Source organism: Cupriavidus sp. 05L411 (assembly GCF_056398045.1).
The window spans coordinates 216,603-230,792 of record NZ_JBFTOQ010000013.1 but is presented as its reverse complement, the minus strand read 5'-3'; the positions used below and the strand labels follow the sequence as shown (position 1 = coordinate 230,792).

Genomic DNA, 14,190 nt, shown 5'->3' with positions numbered 1-14,190 from the left:
TTCTTGGCAAGACAAGAAAGTAGGTCGCCGCCCCGCAGGGGCGGTGAAACAGCAGTTGCCTTTGCCGTCATCAACGTGCCGCCAGCGCTAGAAAACCACCAACGATACCAACGATAAGGAGGAGACCACATGCATCGACAACCCGCCCCGCACGGCATCGGCGCCGGCAAGATCTTCAGGCTCGCATCATGAACGCAATCACCGAAATCACGCCGCTGTTCGAGATGCGCGGCATCTGCAAGCACTTCCCCGGCGTGAAGGCGCTGGACGATGTGTCGTTCGCCATCTACCCCGGCGAGGTGCATATGCTGCTGGGCGAGAACGGCGCCGGCAAGTCGTCGCTGATGAAGGTGCTGTGCGGCGTCTACGTGGCCGATGCCGGCGAGTTCTATCACGACGGCAGCCCGGTGGCGATCGCCAGCCCGGCCGATACCATGCGCCTCGGTATCGCGGTGATCTTCCAGGAGTTCTCGCTGGTGCCTTACCTGGACATCGCGCAGAACATTTTCCTGGGCCGCGAGCCGCGCGGGCGTATTCCCGGCTCCGTCGATGCCGCCAGGATGCACGCCGAAGCGCGCCGCATCCTCGATATCCTGGGCATGGAGGTGAGCACCCGCACGCCGGTGCATGCGCTGGGCGTGGCCCAGCAGCAGATGGTGGAGATCGCCAAGGCGCTGTCGCAGAACGCGCGCATCCTGGTGCTGGACGAGCCCACCGCGGCGCTGTCCGACCGCGAGACCGAGAAGCTGTTCGCCGTGATCGCGCGGCTCAAGGCGGACGGTGTGTCGATGATCTATATCTCGCACCGCATGGCGGAAGTCTTTGCGCTGGGCGACCGCATCACCATCCTGCGCGACGGCCGCAAGGTAGGCGCCTGCCTGCCCGGCGACGCCACCCCGGACGAGCTGGTGGCGCGCATGGTCGGGCGCAAGGTCGACATGAGCTACAGCCGCGAGCGCAGCGCGCAACTGGGCGAAGTGGCGCTGGACGTGCGCAACGTCAGCGCGGACAGCGGCATCGCGGATATCAACCTGCAGGTGCGCGCCGGCGAGATCGTGGGCCTGGCCGGGCTGGTGGGCTCGGGCCGCAGCGAGGTGGCGCGCGCCGTGTTTGGCGCGGACCCGATCCAGCAGGGCGAAATCCACATCTTTGGCAAGCGTCTGGCCGGCGGCCCGGACCGCGCCCGTGAGCTGGGTGCCGCGCTGATTCCGGAAAGCCGTAAATCGGAGGGGCTGGCGCTGATCCGCACGGTGCGCGACAACCTGCTGCTGGCCGGCTTGCGGCGCGCTTTTCCCGCGCGCTGGTATCGCGCTGACAAGGCCGAGGCGCTGGCCGAGCGCGAGATCGCGCGGCTGCGCATTGCCACGCCCGACGGCAACCAGCTGGCGCAGTTCCTCTCCGGCGGCAACCAGCAAAAGATCGTGATCGGCAAATGGCTGGTCGCCGAAGCGAAGCTGTTTATCTTCGACGAGCCCACGCGCGGCATCGACGTCGGCGCCAAGGCCGAGATCTTTGCCCTGATCGACAGCCTGGTGAAGCAGGGCGCCGGCGTGCTGCTGATCAGCTCCGAACTGCCGGAGATCATCAATGTCTGCGACCGCACCTATGTCATGCGCGGCGGGCGCATCGCCGGCGAAGTCGCTCACGCCGAGATGACCGAAGAACGCATTCTGCAACTGGGGATGAACGATGCTTGATACCAACGCACTACCGCGGCCGCTCGGCCTGTCCATCGGCAAGGTGCCCGGATCGGTCTGGGTGCTGCTGCTGCTTTCGCTGGGCTTCAGCGCGACGGGCTCGGGCTTCCTGAGCGTGGAGAACCTGCTGAACATCGGCGCGCAATCCACGATCTTGCTGCTGATCGCCTTGCCGATGACGCTGATCATCATGACCGAAGGGCTGGACCTGTCGATGGGGGCCGTGCTGACGCTGTGCGGCGTGGTGCTGGCGATGGTGATGGTGGCCACGGAATCGCTGCCCCTGGCCTTGGGCGCGGCGCTGCTTACCGGGCTGGCGTTCGGGCTGCTCAACGGCGCGCTGGTGTCGTGGCTGGAGATCCCGCCGTTCGTGGCCACGCTCGGCACGCTGGGCGCCGCGCAGGGGCTGGCGCTGGTGGCCACCGATGGCCAGAGCGTGACCGGCATCGGCGAGGCGATTCCGTTGATCTACGCCGGGCAACTGCTGGGCGTGCCGCTCCCGATCTGGATTGCGGTGGTGTTCTACGGCCTGTTCCACTGGCTGCTCTACCACACCCGCTTTGGCGCCTATGTGTTCGCGCTGGGCGGCAACCGCGAGGCGCTCAAGTTCTCCGGCGTGCGCATCAATGTCTATCTGATCGCCGTCTATGCGCTGGGCGGGCTGATGGCCGGCGTGGCCGCGCTGCTGCTCACGGCGCGCATGAATGCCGGGCACCCCACGGCGGCCATCGGGCTGGAGTTCGATGCCATCGCCGCGGTGGCGGTGGGCGGCACCACCTTCGAGCGCGGCAACGGCTGGCTGCCCGGCACGGTGCTGGGGGTGCTGGCGGTGGGCGTGCTGCGCAACGGGCTCAACCTGGTGGGCGTGCAGTCGTCGGTGCAGGTGGCGGCCATCGGGCTGCTGGTGCTGGTGGTGCTGCTGATCGAATCGTTCAAGGGGAAAGCATGAACACGGCGACTCTGTTCCCGCCACTCTCGGCGGATGCCCGCTCGTTTGCCTACCGGCTGTTTGCGCTGGGCCTGCTGTGCCTGCTGCTGGCGGTGGCGTCCGACGCGTTCCTGACGCTGGGCAACATCCTCAACGTGCTGCGCCAGGCCAGCCTGCTGTTCCTGCTGGCGTCGGGCGTGACGCTGGTGATCCTGACCGGCGGGCTGGACTTGTCGGTGGGCGCCAACGTGGCCATGTCGGCCTGCGTGGCGGCCACCGTGATGAAGGCGACCGGCTCCACCCTGCTCGGCGTGGGCGCGGGGCTGGGCACCGGCGCGCTGATCGGGCTGGCCAACGGCCTGCTGGTGGCCATGCTGCGCATCCCGCCATTCATTGCCACCTACGGCATGTTGTGGGTGCTGCACGGCGTCACCTACTGGTTCATGGCGGGCGAGACCATCCACGGCTTCCCGCCGGCGTTTCGGGCGATCGGCAGCGGCTACCTGTGGGGTGTGCCCATTCCGGTCTACCTGATGCTGGCGTTCCTGGTGGCGGGCACCGCCATGTCGCAGAAGACCACCTATGGCCAGGAGATCTACGCCATCGGCGCCAATCCCGTCGCGGCCCGGCTCTCCGGCGTGCCGGTCAAGCGGCGGCTGGTGCTGGTGTACCTGGTGAGCGGCGCCATGGCCGGCATCGCCAGCCTGGTGTTCCTGGCGCGGCTCAACTCGGCCGAAGGCGACATTGGCGAGGCGCTGACGCTGCCCGCCATCGCCGCGGTGCTGATCGGCGGCACCTCGCTGTTCGGCGGGGTGGGCCGGGTCTCCGGCACGCTGGTTGGCGCCATCATCCTCACGCTGGTGCTCAACGGCATGAACCTGCTCACCGTCAGCGCCAACTGGCAGCCGCTGGTGACGGGCGTGATCGTGGTGCTGGCGGTATTCCTGGATACGCTGTCGCGCAAGCGGCTGGGTGTGAAGTCTTAGCTCGACGTCGCCAATCAGGGTCGTCAAACAAGGTCGTCAATTGAGGTGGCAGCTTTTCATTAAAGACAAAGGAGACAACATGAACGTACGTAACCTGAAGCAACTGGCCGGCTTGCTGGCCCTCGGCATCCTGGCCGCGCCGGCCCACGCGGACGGCGAGCGCATCGCGGTGTTCACCAAGAACCAGACCAACCCGTTCTTCCAGGTCGTGCGCCAGGGCGCGGACGCCGCGGCCAAGAGCATGAACGCGCGCGTCACCCACTACATCCCCACCAAGCCGGACAGCATCCCGGAGCAGATGAGCCAGATCGAGGACGTGATCGTCAAGAAGGCCGATGCCATCGTCTTCGTCCCGGTGGACTACAAGGCCATGGGCCCTGGCGTGAAGAAGATCAACGCGGCCAACATCCCGGTGGTCAACGTGACCGACAAGAGTGACGTGGGCAATTTCGTCTCCTTCATCGGCGCCAGCGACTACGACCTGGGGCTGAAGACCGCCACGCACCTGTTCAAGGCCATGGGCGGCAAGGGCAATGTGGTGCTGCTGGAAGGCATCAAGGGCTCGTTGACCAATATCGACCGCGTCAAAGGCATGCACGACGCGCTCAAGGCCTTCCCCGGCATCAAGCTGGTAGCCTCGCAGCCGGCCAACTACCAACGCTTGCAGGCCCTGCAGGTGATGGAGAACCTGATGCAGTCGTACCCGCAGATCGACGGCATCTTTGCCACCAACGACGCCATGGCCATCGGCGCCATCGAGGCGCTGCAGGGCGCCAACCGCAAGGCGCTGGTGTCCGGCATCAACGGCACGCAGGAGGCCATCGACGCGATCAAGGCCGGCACCATGCTTGCCACGGGTGACTACAATGGATTTGCCCAGGGTTGCCTGGGCATGACCGCCGCCATCCGCAAGCTGCGCGGCATGCCGGTCACGCAGAGCATCGTGCTGCCGGCCACGGTGGTGGACAAGACCAACTACCAGTCGATCGACATCCCGGTGAGCAAGCGTGCCTGCCCGCGTTGGGAAGATGCCACCAAGGCTTGATCCTGATGTCCGCAAGACCGCCCGTAAGAACGCCCGCAAGAACAACCACAAGAGACCACGCATCATGCGCAACCTAGACGAAGAGACCATCACGCAGGCCGTGCTGGCGCGGCATGCCGACATGCCCAATGGGCGGATGAAGGAGATCATGACCAGCCTGGTCCAGCATCTCCACGCCTTTGCCCGCGAAGTGCATCTCACGGAGGCCGAATGGGCCGAAGGCATCAAGTTCCTGACCGAAGTCGGCCACACCTGCACCGGCAGCCGGCAGGAGTTCATCCTGTTGTCCGACACGCTTGGCCTGTCCACGCTGGTCACCGCGCAGAACCACAAGAAGCCGCGCGGCTGCACCGAGGCCACGGTGTTCGGGCCGTTCTACGTGGACGACGCGCCAGAGTACGAACTGGGCGCCGACGTAGCCAACGGCATGACCGGCGAGCCGTGCTACGTCAGCGGCAAGGTCAAGAGCGTGACGGGCGAGGTGGTGCCGAACGCGCGGCTGGAAGTCTGGCAGGCGGATTCGGAAGGCTTCTACGATGTGCAGCAGGCGGGGCTCGATGGCCACCAGGGCCGCGGCACGCTGACAGCCGACGAGAGCGGCGGCTTTCACTTCAAGTCGATCGTCGCCGAGTGCTACCCGATTCCGCACGACGGCCCGGTGGGCCGCATGCTCGATGCCATGGGCCGCCATCCGTGGCGTCCCGCGCACCTGCACTTCATGATCTCGGCGCCGGGGTTTGAGACGCTCATCACCCATGTGTTTCGCGAGGGCGGCGAATACCTGGATTCCGACGCGGTCTTCGGCGTGCGCAGCTCACTCATCGGGGACTGGGTGCGGCACGAGGCCGGCCCCGCCCCGGATGGCACGCCATCGGCCACGCCCTTTTACACGCTGGATTTTGATTTCATTCTCAACCCGGTACCGGCAGCGCCGGCGCCGTCCCGGAGGTAGGCCTCATGCTGTTCGTATTCCATCTTCTCGACAAGCCCGGCACCGGTGAACTGCGCACCCGCGTGCGCCCGGCGCACAAGGTCTATCTCGGCGCCAAGGCCGACAGCATCGCCTTTGCGGGCCCGCTGCTGGCCGAGGACGGCACCACCATGGCCGGCAGCCTGCTGGTGATCGATTTTCCGTCGCTTGCCGAGGCCAAGGCGTGGCTGGCCGGCGAGCCCTTCACGCAGGCCGGCGTCTATGGGCAGTCGACTGTGCATGGCTTTAGCAACCTGTGGCCGCAGAAGGTCGGTTTCCCGCCGGCCTGACGTGAAGAACATCAAGAACATCGAGAACATCAGGAAAATCAGCCAAGATCCGCCGGGATCGGCAAAGGGAGAAATCGTGTCCATCGTCAAACACATCGTGATGTGGAACCTGCGCGGAGAAACCGAAGTCGACAAGCAAGACGCCGTGGCGCGGCTCAAGCTTGCGTTCGAAGGGCTTCGCGGCCGGATCCCCGGAATGCGCCATCTGGAAGTCGGCGTGGACTCTAGCAAGGTCAACTACGCCTGCGACGTGGTCCTGTACTCCGAGTTCGAATCGCAGACGGCGCTGGAGGGGTACGCCACCCACCCGGAGCACCTGCGGGTGAAGGAGGAGCTGGGTGACTTGCGCATTGCACGGCACCAGGTGGACTACGAGCCTTCTGTGTGAATGGCATAAAGCGGGACGTAAAGCGGGAAACGGGAAACGGGAAACGGGAGGCGGTCAGGCGCTGCGCGCCGCCGTCCCCTGGTTAGCCGGCGGAAACACGCACCACGAGCCGTCGCCGTGGCGGAAGAAGAACAGCATGTCGGCCTCGCGTTCCACGCCGACATAAGGCACCCGGCCGGTACACATCCTGCCGAAGCGCGCAACGCGCACCGGCCGGCCCTTGGCAGGGCCAATCCATTTGGCCACGATCGCATGCAGGTTGGTGGTGTCTGATTGCATTTCCGCTCTCCCGGTTCCGTTAGCCGTTAGCCGTTAGCCGTTAGCTGCTTTCGGGGCTGGGCCCTTGATTCCATGCTAGGTGGGAGCGGGGCGCGGGGAAGTCGGGAAAGACGGTAAATGCGCATCGGCGGACGAGGAATCCGGCGTCAGCAATTGGCTTACAAACAGGGGCGCGGCGGCGGCACAGGGCTGCCCGGCCCCGCCAGGAAGCCGGTGCGCGCCCTTGTCCGCCTTGGTGTGCTTCAGTCTCGATCTCGGCCAGCGCTGCGTGACATCAGCAGGCCCAGGATGATGCCTACGCCAACCGCCATGCCCATGGACCGCAGCGGCTGCGCCTTGACATAAGCCGCGGTGTCCTCCGCGCGCTGCGTGATCTGCTGGCGCACGTTGTCCGAGATGCCCTTGGCCGCCTCCTTGGTTGTGGCCATCTTGTGCAGGAAGTCCTGTTTGGCCTCTTCCATCGCGGCGGCCGACAGGGAAGGCAGGCGGGCGATCAGCTCGTCCAGCTCCCGCTTGAGGCCGGAAGCTTCGTCCCGTGCGACAGCGCCGATCTGCCGGCCGGCGGATTTGGTGGCATCCAGCACGTTCGAAGTTGCCGTGCCAACCTTGCCGGCGATACGCGAGGCCTCGTCCTGCGCCGACGATTGTCCATTGCCAACGGTTTCCATGTGGGTTCTCCTGAAGTGTGTTTGGGGGGCAGAGTCCAGGCGCAGTTTTCGTGCCATGTGGCAACGGACGCTCGTTGCGGCAACAGTGCGGGTCAGCACGGGTCAGCACGGGCCGGAACGGAAAGAAAGTTACCGGGTTTTGTAATTCTTCCCGTGATGCCGAAGCCCATGCCGCGACGCCGCCTGCCCCAACGGCTTGGCATGTTCGTTGCGGGCTCTCTGGCACCACCCTTTTTCAGGAGACGAACATGGGACAACTCAATCCCGGCATGCCTGCCGGCAGCAGGGGTGCGGCCATTGTCGGCCGCGGTGTGGGCGATGGCCCGGGCCCCGATGTCATGGGCGCATCGACGCTCGACGGCAACAAAGTCTATTCCTCGGACGGCGAACATGTCGGCAAGATCTCCGAGATCATGCTCGATGTGCGCGGTGGCCGCATTGCGTACGCGGTGCTTACCAGCGGAGGCTTCCTCGGCATGGGCGACACGCTGCACGCCATTCCCTGGGGCGCGCTGACCCTGGACACCGACGAAAAGTGCTTCCGCATCGGCGTGACCGCGCAACGCATCAAGGATGCCCCGGGTTTCGACAAGGACAGCTGGCCGGCCATGGCGGATCCTCAATGGGGCACCACGCTGCATGAGTACTATGGCCGGAACCCCTACTGGATCGGGGAAGGCGGGCCGCTTTGAGCCAGGTTGCGGGCTGAAATGACCTGCGTAGTTACCACGTAGTTACCTCGTAGTTACCTGTTAGTGCGGGCTGTCCCACTGGTGTGGGGCAGCCTTGCCGTGTCCATGCGAAAATCTACCCCGGCCTGCGGCAATACCGGCAGGCCCACGGGATGAACGCCGCTGCCCCGGACGTTCAAGACGATAGATTCGCGCGCGAAGGCGGTCCCCCGGACCTGTCGATCGCGACGCCAGATGGAGACAGGACTTTCCTATGGGCATCACAGAACTTCTGACGCAGCCGATTGGCAACCTCGCGGACTGCGTCCGCCTGCACGCCGCAGAGCGGCCCGGGCATGTCGCGGTCGTCGACAGCCGCGGCTCGCTGACCTATGCCGAATTCGACGCGCTGGCCGACCGCGTCGCCGCCGCCTTGCAACGCGACGGCCTGCAGCCGGGCGCCTCGCTCGCCATCTGCGCGGCAGCGTCCATCGAATACGCCGCCATCCTGATCGGCGGCCTGCGCGCCGGCGTTGCCCTGGTGCCGCTCGCCCCGTCCTCCACGCCGGCAAGCCTGGCCGGCATGGTCGAAGACTCCGACGCCCGGGTGTTCTTTGTCGACGCGGACGTCCTGCGCGAGATCGCGCCGGTGAAGGATCGTATCCAGGCCCGCCTTATCGGGCTGGCCGACGCCCCCGCCGGCCTCGCGTTCGAAGCCTGGCTGGCCCCGCACGGCAGCCGCCCGCAGGCGCATGCCATTGCGCCGCAACAGGTGTTCAACATCATCTATTCCTCGGGCACGACCGGCACGCCCAAGGGCATCGTGCACGCCCACGCCCTGCGCTGGAACCAGATCCGCCGTGTCCAGGAATCCGGTGGCTACGGCCCCGACGCCGTCACGCTGATCTCCACGCCGCTGTACTCCAACACCACGCTCGTGAGCTTCATCCCCACGCTGGCGCTCGGCGGCACCGCCGTGCTGATGCCCAAGTTCGACGCGCAGCGCTATCTGCAACTGGCCGCGCAGCACCGCGTCACGCACAGCATGCTGGTGCCGGTGCAATACCAGCGCCTGATGGCGCGCGCGGACTTCGGTGACTACGACCTGTCGTCGTACCGGATGAAGTTCTCCACCAGCGCGCCGCTTTCCGCCGCGCTGAAGGCAGAAATCCTCAAGCGCTGGCCCGGCGGCCTGGTGGAGTACTACGGCATGACCGAAGGCGGCGGCAGCTGCGTGCTGGCCGCGCACGAGTTCCCCAGCAAGCTCCACACCGTGGGCAAGCCCATGGAAGGCCATGACATCCGCCTGATCGACGACAACGGCAATGAAGTGCCCGTGGGCGAGATCGGCGAAGTCGTCGGCCACTCCAACGCCATCATGGCCGGCTACCACAAGCAGCCGGAGAAGACGACCGCGGCCGAATGGCGCGACGCCACCGGCAAGCTCTTTATCCGCACCGGCGACGTTGGCCGCTTCGACGAAGACGGCTTTCTCACGCTGATGGACCGCAAGAAGGACATGATCATCAGCGGCGGATTCAACATCTATCCCAGCGATCTCGAAGGGATCCTGCAGCAGCATCCGGACGTGCTGGATTGCGCGGTGGTTGGCGTGCCCTCGCAGCGATGGGGCGAAACGCCGGTGGCATTCGTGGTTCGGCGCGATGGTGCCACGGTGTCTGATGATGCCTTGATGGCCTGGACCAACGAGCAGGTTGGCAAGACGCAGCGGCTTGCCGTGCTGGAACTGGTGGATGTGCTGCCGCGCAGTGCGATCGGGAAGGTGCTCAAGCGGGAACTGCGGGACGGGTTCCGGCCCGGACGGCCGCTGGACTGAGGCGGGGGCGGGGGCGGGGGCGGGGCGGGGCGCAGGCGCCTGGCTGGCGCGCCCCTGTCGCCAGCGATCGCGCTACTTTTGCCGTGCGCCCGGCCCTTGCTTTCTCGCTTTCCCAGCCTGCGGCCATAACGGCGAGCTCACGGAGAAATCCGCCTCGTCCATCGTGATCGCCTTCAGCGACCGGACCACGGCACGCGTGTCCCCCGTGCGCCACTGGAAATAGTAGGACAGGTTGTGCGGCGCCGGCGTGCTCGTCAGCTCCGCCAGCTTGCCGGCGCGCACAAACGGCTCCACATAGGACTGCGGGAACAAGCTGATCCCCACGCCCGCCATCACCATGGCAATCAGGGCCGACAGGCTGTTGCAAACCAGCGCCCTGGGAATCTCCAGCTTCTGCGCCGCCGCCCATTTCTCGAAGGCCTGCGTCAGGCCCGCTTCCGCGCTGAGCATGATCACCGGATGCTCGGTGAAGTGCCGGGGCGTGAGGACAGTGCCGCCAGCCAGCCGCTGTGGCGCCGCCATCCACTTGTACGCCAGCTCGCCGACCTTCTCCTGCGACAGGTTGGGCGAAGCGCAGGGGCCGGGAATGATCGCGAAATCCAGTTCGCCGCGCTCCAGCTTGCGTTCCAGGTTGAGCGTCAGGTCCACCTGTGGCTCCAGCACCAGGTTCGGGTGCAGCTCGCGCACCCGCGCGACCAGGCTCGGAAACCAGGTGGACGCCACCAGCTCGCTGATGCCGAAGCGGCAGCTCCCGCGCAGCGCGCTTGCCATGTCCAGGTCCGCGCGGATGCGGCTTTCGATGTCGAGGATCTGGGCGGCATGCTCAAGCAGGCGCTCGCCTGCGTCGGTGATCACCGAGCGTTGCCCGGTACGGTCGAACAAGGCTTTTCCCAGATCGTCTTCCAGCTCGGCGATGCGCTTTGACAGCGAAGACTGCGTGACATGCAGCCGCGCGGCGGCGACAGAAAAACTGCCGAGTTTTGCGGCCCAGTAAAACGCTTCCAGCTGCTTGAGTGTCATGGCGATGCCTTGGCCTGGCAATGCGTTTGCTGCCCGGCTCGCGTGCGGTCATTCCAAAATCTCACCGGGGGACGTGAGGATTTGTCGCTTTCTTCCCGCGCGGGAGGTACGTATCGTCTGGCCATTGTCAATATCGGCTGGGAGAGGGAAAGATCATGCGGCACGGGCTCAAGGCATGCAAGGCGCATCACGCAATCCACACGCTGGGCGCGTTGCTTCTGTTCGCAACGGGCGTGGCGGCGACGCCGGCCAGGGCGGAATGGCCCAGCGATCATCCCATCCAGGTCTATGTCGGGTTTGCCGCGGGCGGTGGCACCGATACCATGGCGCGCACGATGGCGCCGTTCATCCAGCGCTACCTTGGCGCAAACGCCAGCCTGGTGGTGCAGAACAAGCCCGGCGCCGCCGGCGAGATCTCCAGCCTCAGCCTGATGCGCGCGGCGCCGGACGGCTACACCATTGGCGTGGTCAACCTGCCGGCCATGGCGTTTTCGCCGCTGTACCGGAAGACCAGCTTCGATCCGGCCGCGCTGCGGCTGGTCGCCCGGGTGCTGAGCGACCCGACCATCCTGGTGACGCGCAAGGATAGCCCGTACAACAACCTGAAGGATGTGGTGGCGGCGTTGAAGAAGAAGCCGGCTTCGCTGTCTTTCGGGCACAACGGGATCGGGACGAACGGGCACCTGGCGCTACTGCAATTGCAGAACGTGGCGGGCGTCAAGGTCACCGACATCCCCTATAACGGGACGGCGCAATCCAAGACGGCTTTGTTTGGCGGGCATATCGATTTTGCGGCGGTCACCACGGGCGAGCTGCAGGATGCGGGCAAGGAGGCCGTGCCGCTGAAGATTATCGCGCAGATGGGGGAGACGCGAGCCGCTTCGCTGCCCGACGTGCCCACGGCCCGGGAGCAAGGCTTTGACGACGTGATGCCGGCCGAGCGGGGGATCGCGGTGCCCGCGGGCGTGCCGCCAGCCATCGTGGAGAAGCTGCGCGCGGCCATCCGGGCGACCCTCAAGGATCCGGAGTACCTGAAGAAGGCCGGCAACGATGCGCCGGTGCTGGCCTACCTGCCGGGAGACGACTGGGCCCGGGAAATCGCCGCGCGCAAGCCCATGATGCGCAAGCTGGCCGACGGCATGCCCAAGGAGTGACCATCCCCATGATTTCCCACCCATCCTCGCGATCCTAAGTCCATGCAACGCATTGCCCCGGTTCAAAAGACCGCATCCCTGCGCACGCTGCTGCAACGGGAATCGTTCGTCGTGGCGCCTGCCGTCCACGATATCTTCAGCCTGCGGCTGGTGGAGCAGGCGGGCTACCAGAGCGCCTGCATCAGCGGCGCCATGCTGTCGTACAGCCTGCTGGGCGTGCCGGACATCGGCCTGCTCACGTTGACGGAATGCGTGGAGCACTGCCGGCGGCTGACCCGCGCCTCATCCATTCCCATCACCGCCGATGCGGACGCCGGCTATGGCAACCCGCGCGGTGTCCACTACGCCGTGGAACTGTTCGAGGAAGCCGGCGCGGCCGGCCTGAACATCGAGGACCAGGTGGTGCCAAGGCGCTGGGGCTCGGCGGCGGCCAAGGACGTGGTGCCGCTTGGCGAGATGCTCGCCAAGATCGACGCCGCGCAGCGCGCCAGGCACGACAGCAACTTCATGATCATTGCCCGCACGGACGCATTTGCCTGCGAGACCACCGAGCAGGTCATCCTCCGGGCAAGGGCCTATCAGGCGGCTGGCGCCGATATGCTGCTGCCCATTGCGCCGCGCACCGAGGACGATATCGCCCGGCTGGTGCGCGCGCTGGATATCCCGGTGACGCTGAGCGCCGGGACCGGGCTGGCGCCAAGCCCGTCGGCCGCGAATGCTTCGCTGGAGCGGCTGCGCGAACTGGGGGTTCGCCGGGTTAGCCTGACCACGTTGTTGCCGGGCGCGGCGGTAGCCGGGATGCGGCGCAGCCTGGATGCCGTGCGGGGGGCAGGCAGCGATGACGGGATGGCGGCAGCGGGGACGGCGAGCCTTGGGACGCTGTTTGATGCGGCGGAGCAGATGGCTTTTGAGGATGCCCTGCTGCATTGACCGGGTCCGCGACGACGGTCGACCCAAGGCGCACACCCGGGGCAATCCACGTTTCTACCAGTCTCCATAGGCCGATACGATGCCACGCAGCAGCGCGTCGCGTTCGGCGCCAAGGTGGGCGCCGCTCGCGTCGCCCGCGGCATCCTTGCCGACCGCGGTATGCACCACCACCAGGTTCAATGCGGGATCTACGAAGATGGCCTGCCCGTAGACACCCAGAAGGGCAAAGCGGCGGTGACTGCCGGGCAGGATCCAGGTCTGCAGGCCATAACCGTAGTAGGTGCTGCCGTGGTACTGCATGTGCCCTGGCCGAAATGCTTCGGGCTGCCGTGTTGCATCCGTCATCGCGAGCAGGTGGTCACGTGATACCACGGCGGTGCCCCTCACCAGCCCATCGGTTGCCATCATCAAGCCCAGGCGGGCGTAGTCGTGCAGCGTGGCGTTGAAGGCGCCTTGCGCGAACACGTCCTGGTCGGCCGGGTTCACCAGCCAGGTCGCCTGCGCCTGGGCGCCGATCGGCTTCCATAGCTTCTCATCGACGTAGTCACAGAGCGTGCGGCGCGTGGCGCCGCGCAACACCAGCCCCAGGATCTGGGTCTGGGCCCCGGCATAGTTGAAGCGCTGCCCTTCGGGATCGCTGCGCGCCGTGATCAGCCGGGCGGCCTGAGCAACCCCAACCCGGCGCACGGCATCGTTGAACCTGGCCCGATCGTCGTGCTCCGAGTAGTCCTCGATAAACCGGGCGCCCGAGGACATGCGCATCAGATTCACGATTCGGGTCTGTCCGTACAGCGTGTCCTTGAGTTGGGGCGCGTAGGTCTCGGCGGTGTCATCCAGCGAGCGGATGAAGCCCTCTTCCTGCGCCTTGACGATCGCCAGCGCGGTAATGGTCTTGGCCATCGAGTTGGAGAGCATCCGCATGTCGGCGCTGCGCATGTAGTTGTAGCGTTCCGCGACAATCTCGCCGTCCTTCACGACCAGAAGTCCGGTGGCACGCTGTCGCTGCATGTAGTCGTCCAGTGTCAGCTTGCGGCCACGAAAGCGGTAACTGAACGGCGTCTCGATGGCGGCCTTCTTCAGCGCAAGCGGATCGTCTGCCGGAGCGAGCGCACAGGACGGATTGAAGCTGTCCATCGCGCTGAACGAACCGACGAGATAGGGCTCCGTGTAGGCTTGCTTCAGGCTGCGAGCCGGTGGATAGCCCTCGGCCCTGCCCAGGGATTCTTCGTCGGGAGCGGCAGCGCTTGCGCTGACGGCGAGCAAGGCAATCAGCGGGAAGCAGAGCAGGCGAGCGATTGTCATCATGGCGGGAAGTCATTGCGATGGC

At 66.0% G+C, this 14,190-nt stretch carries 15 protein-coding genes; 11 read left to right on the top strand and 4 right to left on the bottom strand.

Annotated elements, in window-relative coordinates:
• Positions 1 to 188 precede the first annotated feature (188 nt).
• The 7 genes from AC1DQR_RS18100 to AC1DQR_RS18070 all read left to right on the top strand — a co-directional run bounded on the left by AC1DQR_RS18100 (position 189) and on the right by AC1DQR_RS18070 (position 6,304).
• Positions 189 to 1,697: a sugar ABC transporter ATP-binding protein gene (locus AC1DQR_RS18100; protein ID WP_416050548.1), complete on the top strand. Its 1,509-nt coding sequence runs from the start codon at positions 189 to 191 to the stop codon at positions 1,695 to 1,697.
• Positions 1,690 to 2,646 carry an ABC transporter permease gene (locus tag AC1DQR_RS18095; protein WP_416050547.1) on the top strand — a complete coding sequence of 319 codons (957 nt, stop codon included), beginning with the start codon at positions 1,690 to 1,692 and terminating at the stop codon, positions 2,644 to 2,646. Before AC1DQR_RS18100 ends, AC1DQR_RS18095 begins: the two co-directional genes overlap by 8 nt.
• Positions 2,643 to 3,611 (top strand): ABC transporter permease, encoded by a 969-nt coding sequence (locus tag AC1DQR_RS18090; protein WP_416050546.1) that lies wholly within the window; start codon positions 2,643 to 2,645, stop codon positions 3,609 to 3,611. Before AC1DQR_RS18095 ends, AC1DQR_RS18090 begins: the two co-directional genes overlap by 4 nt.
• A 79-nt stretch (positions 3,612 to 3,690) precedes the next feature.
• Positions 3,691 to 4,656, top strand: coding sequence for a sugar ABC transporter substrate-binding protein (locus AC1DQR_RS18085; protein WP_193692242.1), 966 nt, complete (start codon positions 3,691 to 3,693; stop codon positions 4,654 to 4,656).
• A 64-nt stretch (positions 4,657 to 4,720) separates the two neighbouring features.
• Complete coding sequence (locus AC1DQR_RS18080) at positions 4,721 to 5,608, top strand: intradiol ring-cleavage dioxygenase (protein WP_416050544.1); 888 nt, start codon at positions 4,721 to 4,723, stop codon at positions 5,606 to 5,608.
• A gap of 5 nt (positions 5,609 to 5,613) precedes the next feature.
• Positions 5,614 to 5,916 (top strand): YciI family protein, encoded by a 303-nt coding sequence (locus AC1DQR_RS18075; protein WP_416050543.1) that lies wholly within the window; start codon positions 5,614 to 5,616, stop codon positions 5,914 to 5,916.
• A gap of 76 nt (positions 5,917 to 5,992) precedes the next feature.
• On the top strand, positions 5,993 to 6,304 hold the full coding sequence (locus AC1DQR_RS18070; protein ID WP_416053292.1) for a Dabb family protein: 312 nt from the start codon (positions 5,993 to 5,995) through the stop codon (positions 6,302 to 6,304).
• 54 nt (positions 6,305 to 6,358) lie between these two features.
• Here the strand turns inward: AC1DQR_RS18070 and AC1DQR_RS18065 are convergent, their stop codons facing one another.
• Entirely contained in the window at positions 6,359 to 6,583 is a 225-nt protein-coding gene (locus AC1DQR_RS18065) for a hypothetical protein (RefSeq protein WP_416050542.1), read from the bottom strand.
• A 242-nt stretch (positions 6,584 to 6,825) separates the two neighbouring features.
• Positions 6,826 to 7,251 carry an ElaB/YgaM/YqjD family protein gene (locus tag AC1DQR_RS18060; RefSeq protein WP_416050541.1) on the bottom strand — a complete coding sequence of 142 codons (426 nt, stop codon included), beginning with the start codon at positions 7,249 to 7,251 and terminating at the stop codon, positions 6,826 to 6,828.
• 248 nt (positions 7,252 to 7,499) lie between these two features.
• Here AC1DQR_RS18060 and AC1DQR_RS18055 point away from each other — a divergent pair, with 248 nt between their 5' ends.
• Positions 7,500 to 7,943, top strand: a complete 444-nt coding sequence (locus AC1DQR_RS18055) for a PRC-barrel domain-containing protein (protein ID WP_416050540.1) — start codon at positions 7,500 to 7,502, stop codon at positions 7,941 to 7,943.
• A 253-nt stretch (positions 7,944 to 8,196) separates the two neighbouring features.
• Complete coding sequence (locus AC1DQR_RS18050; protein ID WP_416050539.1) at positions 8,197 to 9,759, top strand: class I adenylate-forming enzyme family protein; 1,563 nt, start codon at positions 8,197 to 8,199, stop codon at positions 9,757 to 9,759.
• A gap of 72 nt (positions 9,760 to 9,831) precedes the next feature.
• Here the strand turns inward: AC1DQR_RS18050 and AC1DQR_RS18045 are convergent, their stop codons facing one another.
• Entirely contained in the window at positions 9,832 to 10,779 is a 948-nt protein-coding gene (locus AC1DQR_RS18045) for a LysR family transcriptional regulator (protein ID WP_416050538.1), read from the bottom strand.
• A gap of 155 nt (positions 10,780 to 10,934) precedes the next feature.
• On the opposite strand from AC1DQR_RS18045, the gene AC1DQR_RS18040 reads away from it, so the two are divergent.
• Positions 10,935 to 11,933 (top strand): tripartite tricarboxylate transporter substrate binding protein, encoded by a 999-nt coding sequence (locus tag AC1DQR_RS18040; RefSeq protein ID WP_416050537.1) that lies wholly within the window; start codon positions 10,935 to 10,937, stop codon positions 11,931 to 11,933.
• 42 nt (positions 11,934 to 11,975) lie between these two features.
• Positions 11,976 to 12,863: an isocitrate lyase/PEP mutase family protein gene (locus AC1DQR_RS18035; protein ID WP_416050536.1), complete on the top strand. Its 888-nt coding sequence runs from the start codon at positions 11,976 to 11,978 to the stop codon at positions 12,861 to 12,863.
• 54 nt (positions 12,864 to 12,917) lie between these two features.
• On the opposite strand, the gene AC1DQR_RS18030 is transcribed toward AC1DQR_RS18035, so the two are convergent.
• Entirely contained in the window at positions 12,918 to 14,168 is a 1,251-nt protein-coding gene (locus AC1DQR_RS18030) for a serine hydrolase domain-containing protein (RefSeq protein WP_416050535.1), read from the bottom strand.
• Positions 14,169 to 14,190 lie beyond the last annotated feature (22 nt).

Bases quoted from the DNA above. Each gene is read 5' to 3' on its own strand.
- AC1DQR_RS18075 (WP_416050543.1), top strand. From the start codon at position 5,614: ATGCTGTTCGTATTCCATCTTCTCGACAAGCCCGGCACCGGTGAACTG.
- AC1DQR_RS18100 (WP_416050548.1), top strand. From the start codon at position 189: ATGAACGCAATCACCGAAATCACGCCGCTGTTCGAGATGCGCGGCATC.
- AC1DQR_RS18060 (WP_416050541.1), bottom strand. From the start codon at position 7,251: ATGGAAACCGTTGGCAATGGACAATCGTCGGCGCAGGACGAGGCCTCG.
- AC1DQR_RS18035 (WP_416050536.1), top strand. From the start codon at position 11,976: ATGCAACGCATTGCCCCGGTTCAAAAGACCGCATCCCTGCGCACGCTG.
- AC1DQR_RS18080 (WP_416050544.1), top strand. From the start codon at position 4,721: ATGCGCAACCTAGACGAAGAGACCATCACGCAGGCCGTGCTGGCGCGG.
- AC1DQR_RS18090 (WP_416050546.1), top strand. From the start codon at position 2,643: ATGAACACGGCGACTCTGTTCCCGCCACTCTCGGCGGATGCCCGCTCG.
- AC1DQR_RS18050 (WP_416050539.1), top strand. From the start codon at position 8,197: ATGGGCATCACAGAACTTCTGACGCAGCCGATTGGCAACCTCGCGGAC.
- AC1DQR_RS18055 (WP_416050540.1), top strand. From the start codon at position 7,500: ATGGGACAACTCAATCCCGGCATGCCTGCCGGCAGCAGGGGTGCGGCC.
- AC1DQR_RS18095 (WP_416050547.1), top strand. From the start codon at position 1,690: ATGCTTGATACCAACGCACTACCGCGGCCGCTCGGCCTGTCCATCGGC.
- AC1DQR_RS18085 (WP_193692242.1), top strand. From the start codon at position 3,691: ATGAACGTACGTAACCTGAAGCAACTGGCCGGCTTGCTGGCCCTCGGC.
- AC1DQR_RS18065 (WP_416050542.1), bottom strand. From the start codon at position 6,583: ATGCAATCAGACACCACCAACCTGCATGCGATCGTGGCCAAATGGATT.
- AC1DQR_RS18030 (WP_416050535.1), bottom strand. From the start codon at position 14,168: ATGATGACAATCGCTCGCCTGCTCTGCTTCCCGCTGATTGCCTTGCTC.
- AC1DQR_RS18045 (WP_416050538.1), bottom strand. From the start codon at position 10,779: ATGACACTCAAGCAGCTGGAAGCGTTTTACTGGGCCGCAAAACTCGGC.
- AC1DQR_RS18040 (WP_416050537.1), top strand. From the start codon at position 10,935: ATGCGGCACGGGCTCAAGGCATGCAAGGCGCATCACGCAATCCACACG.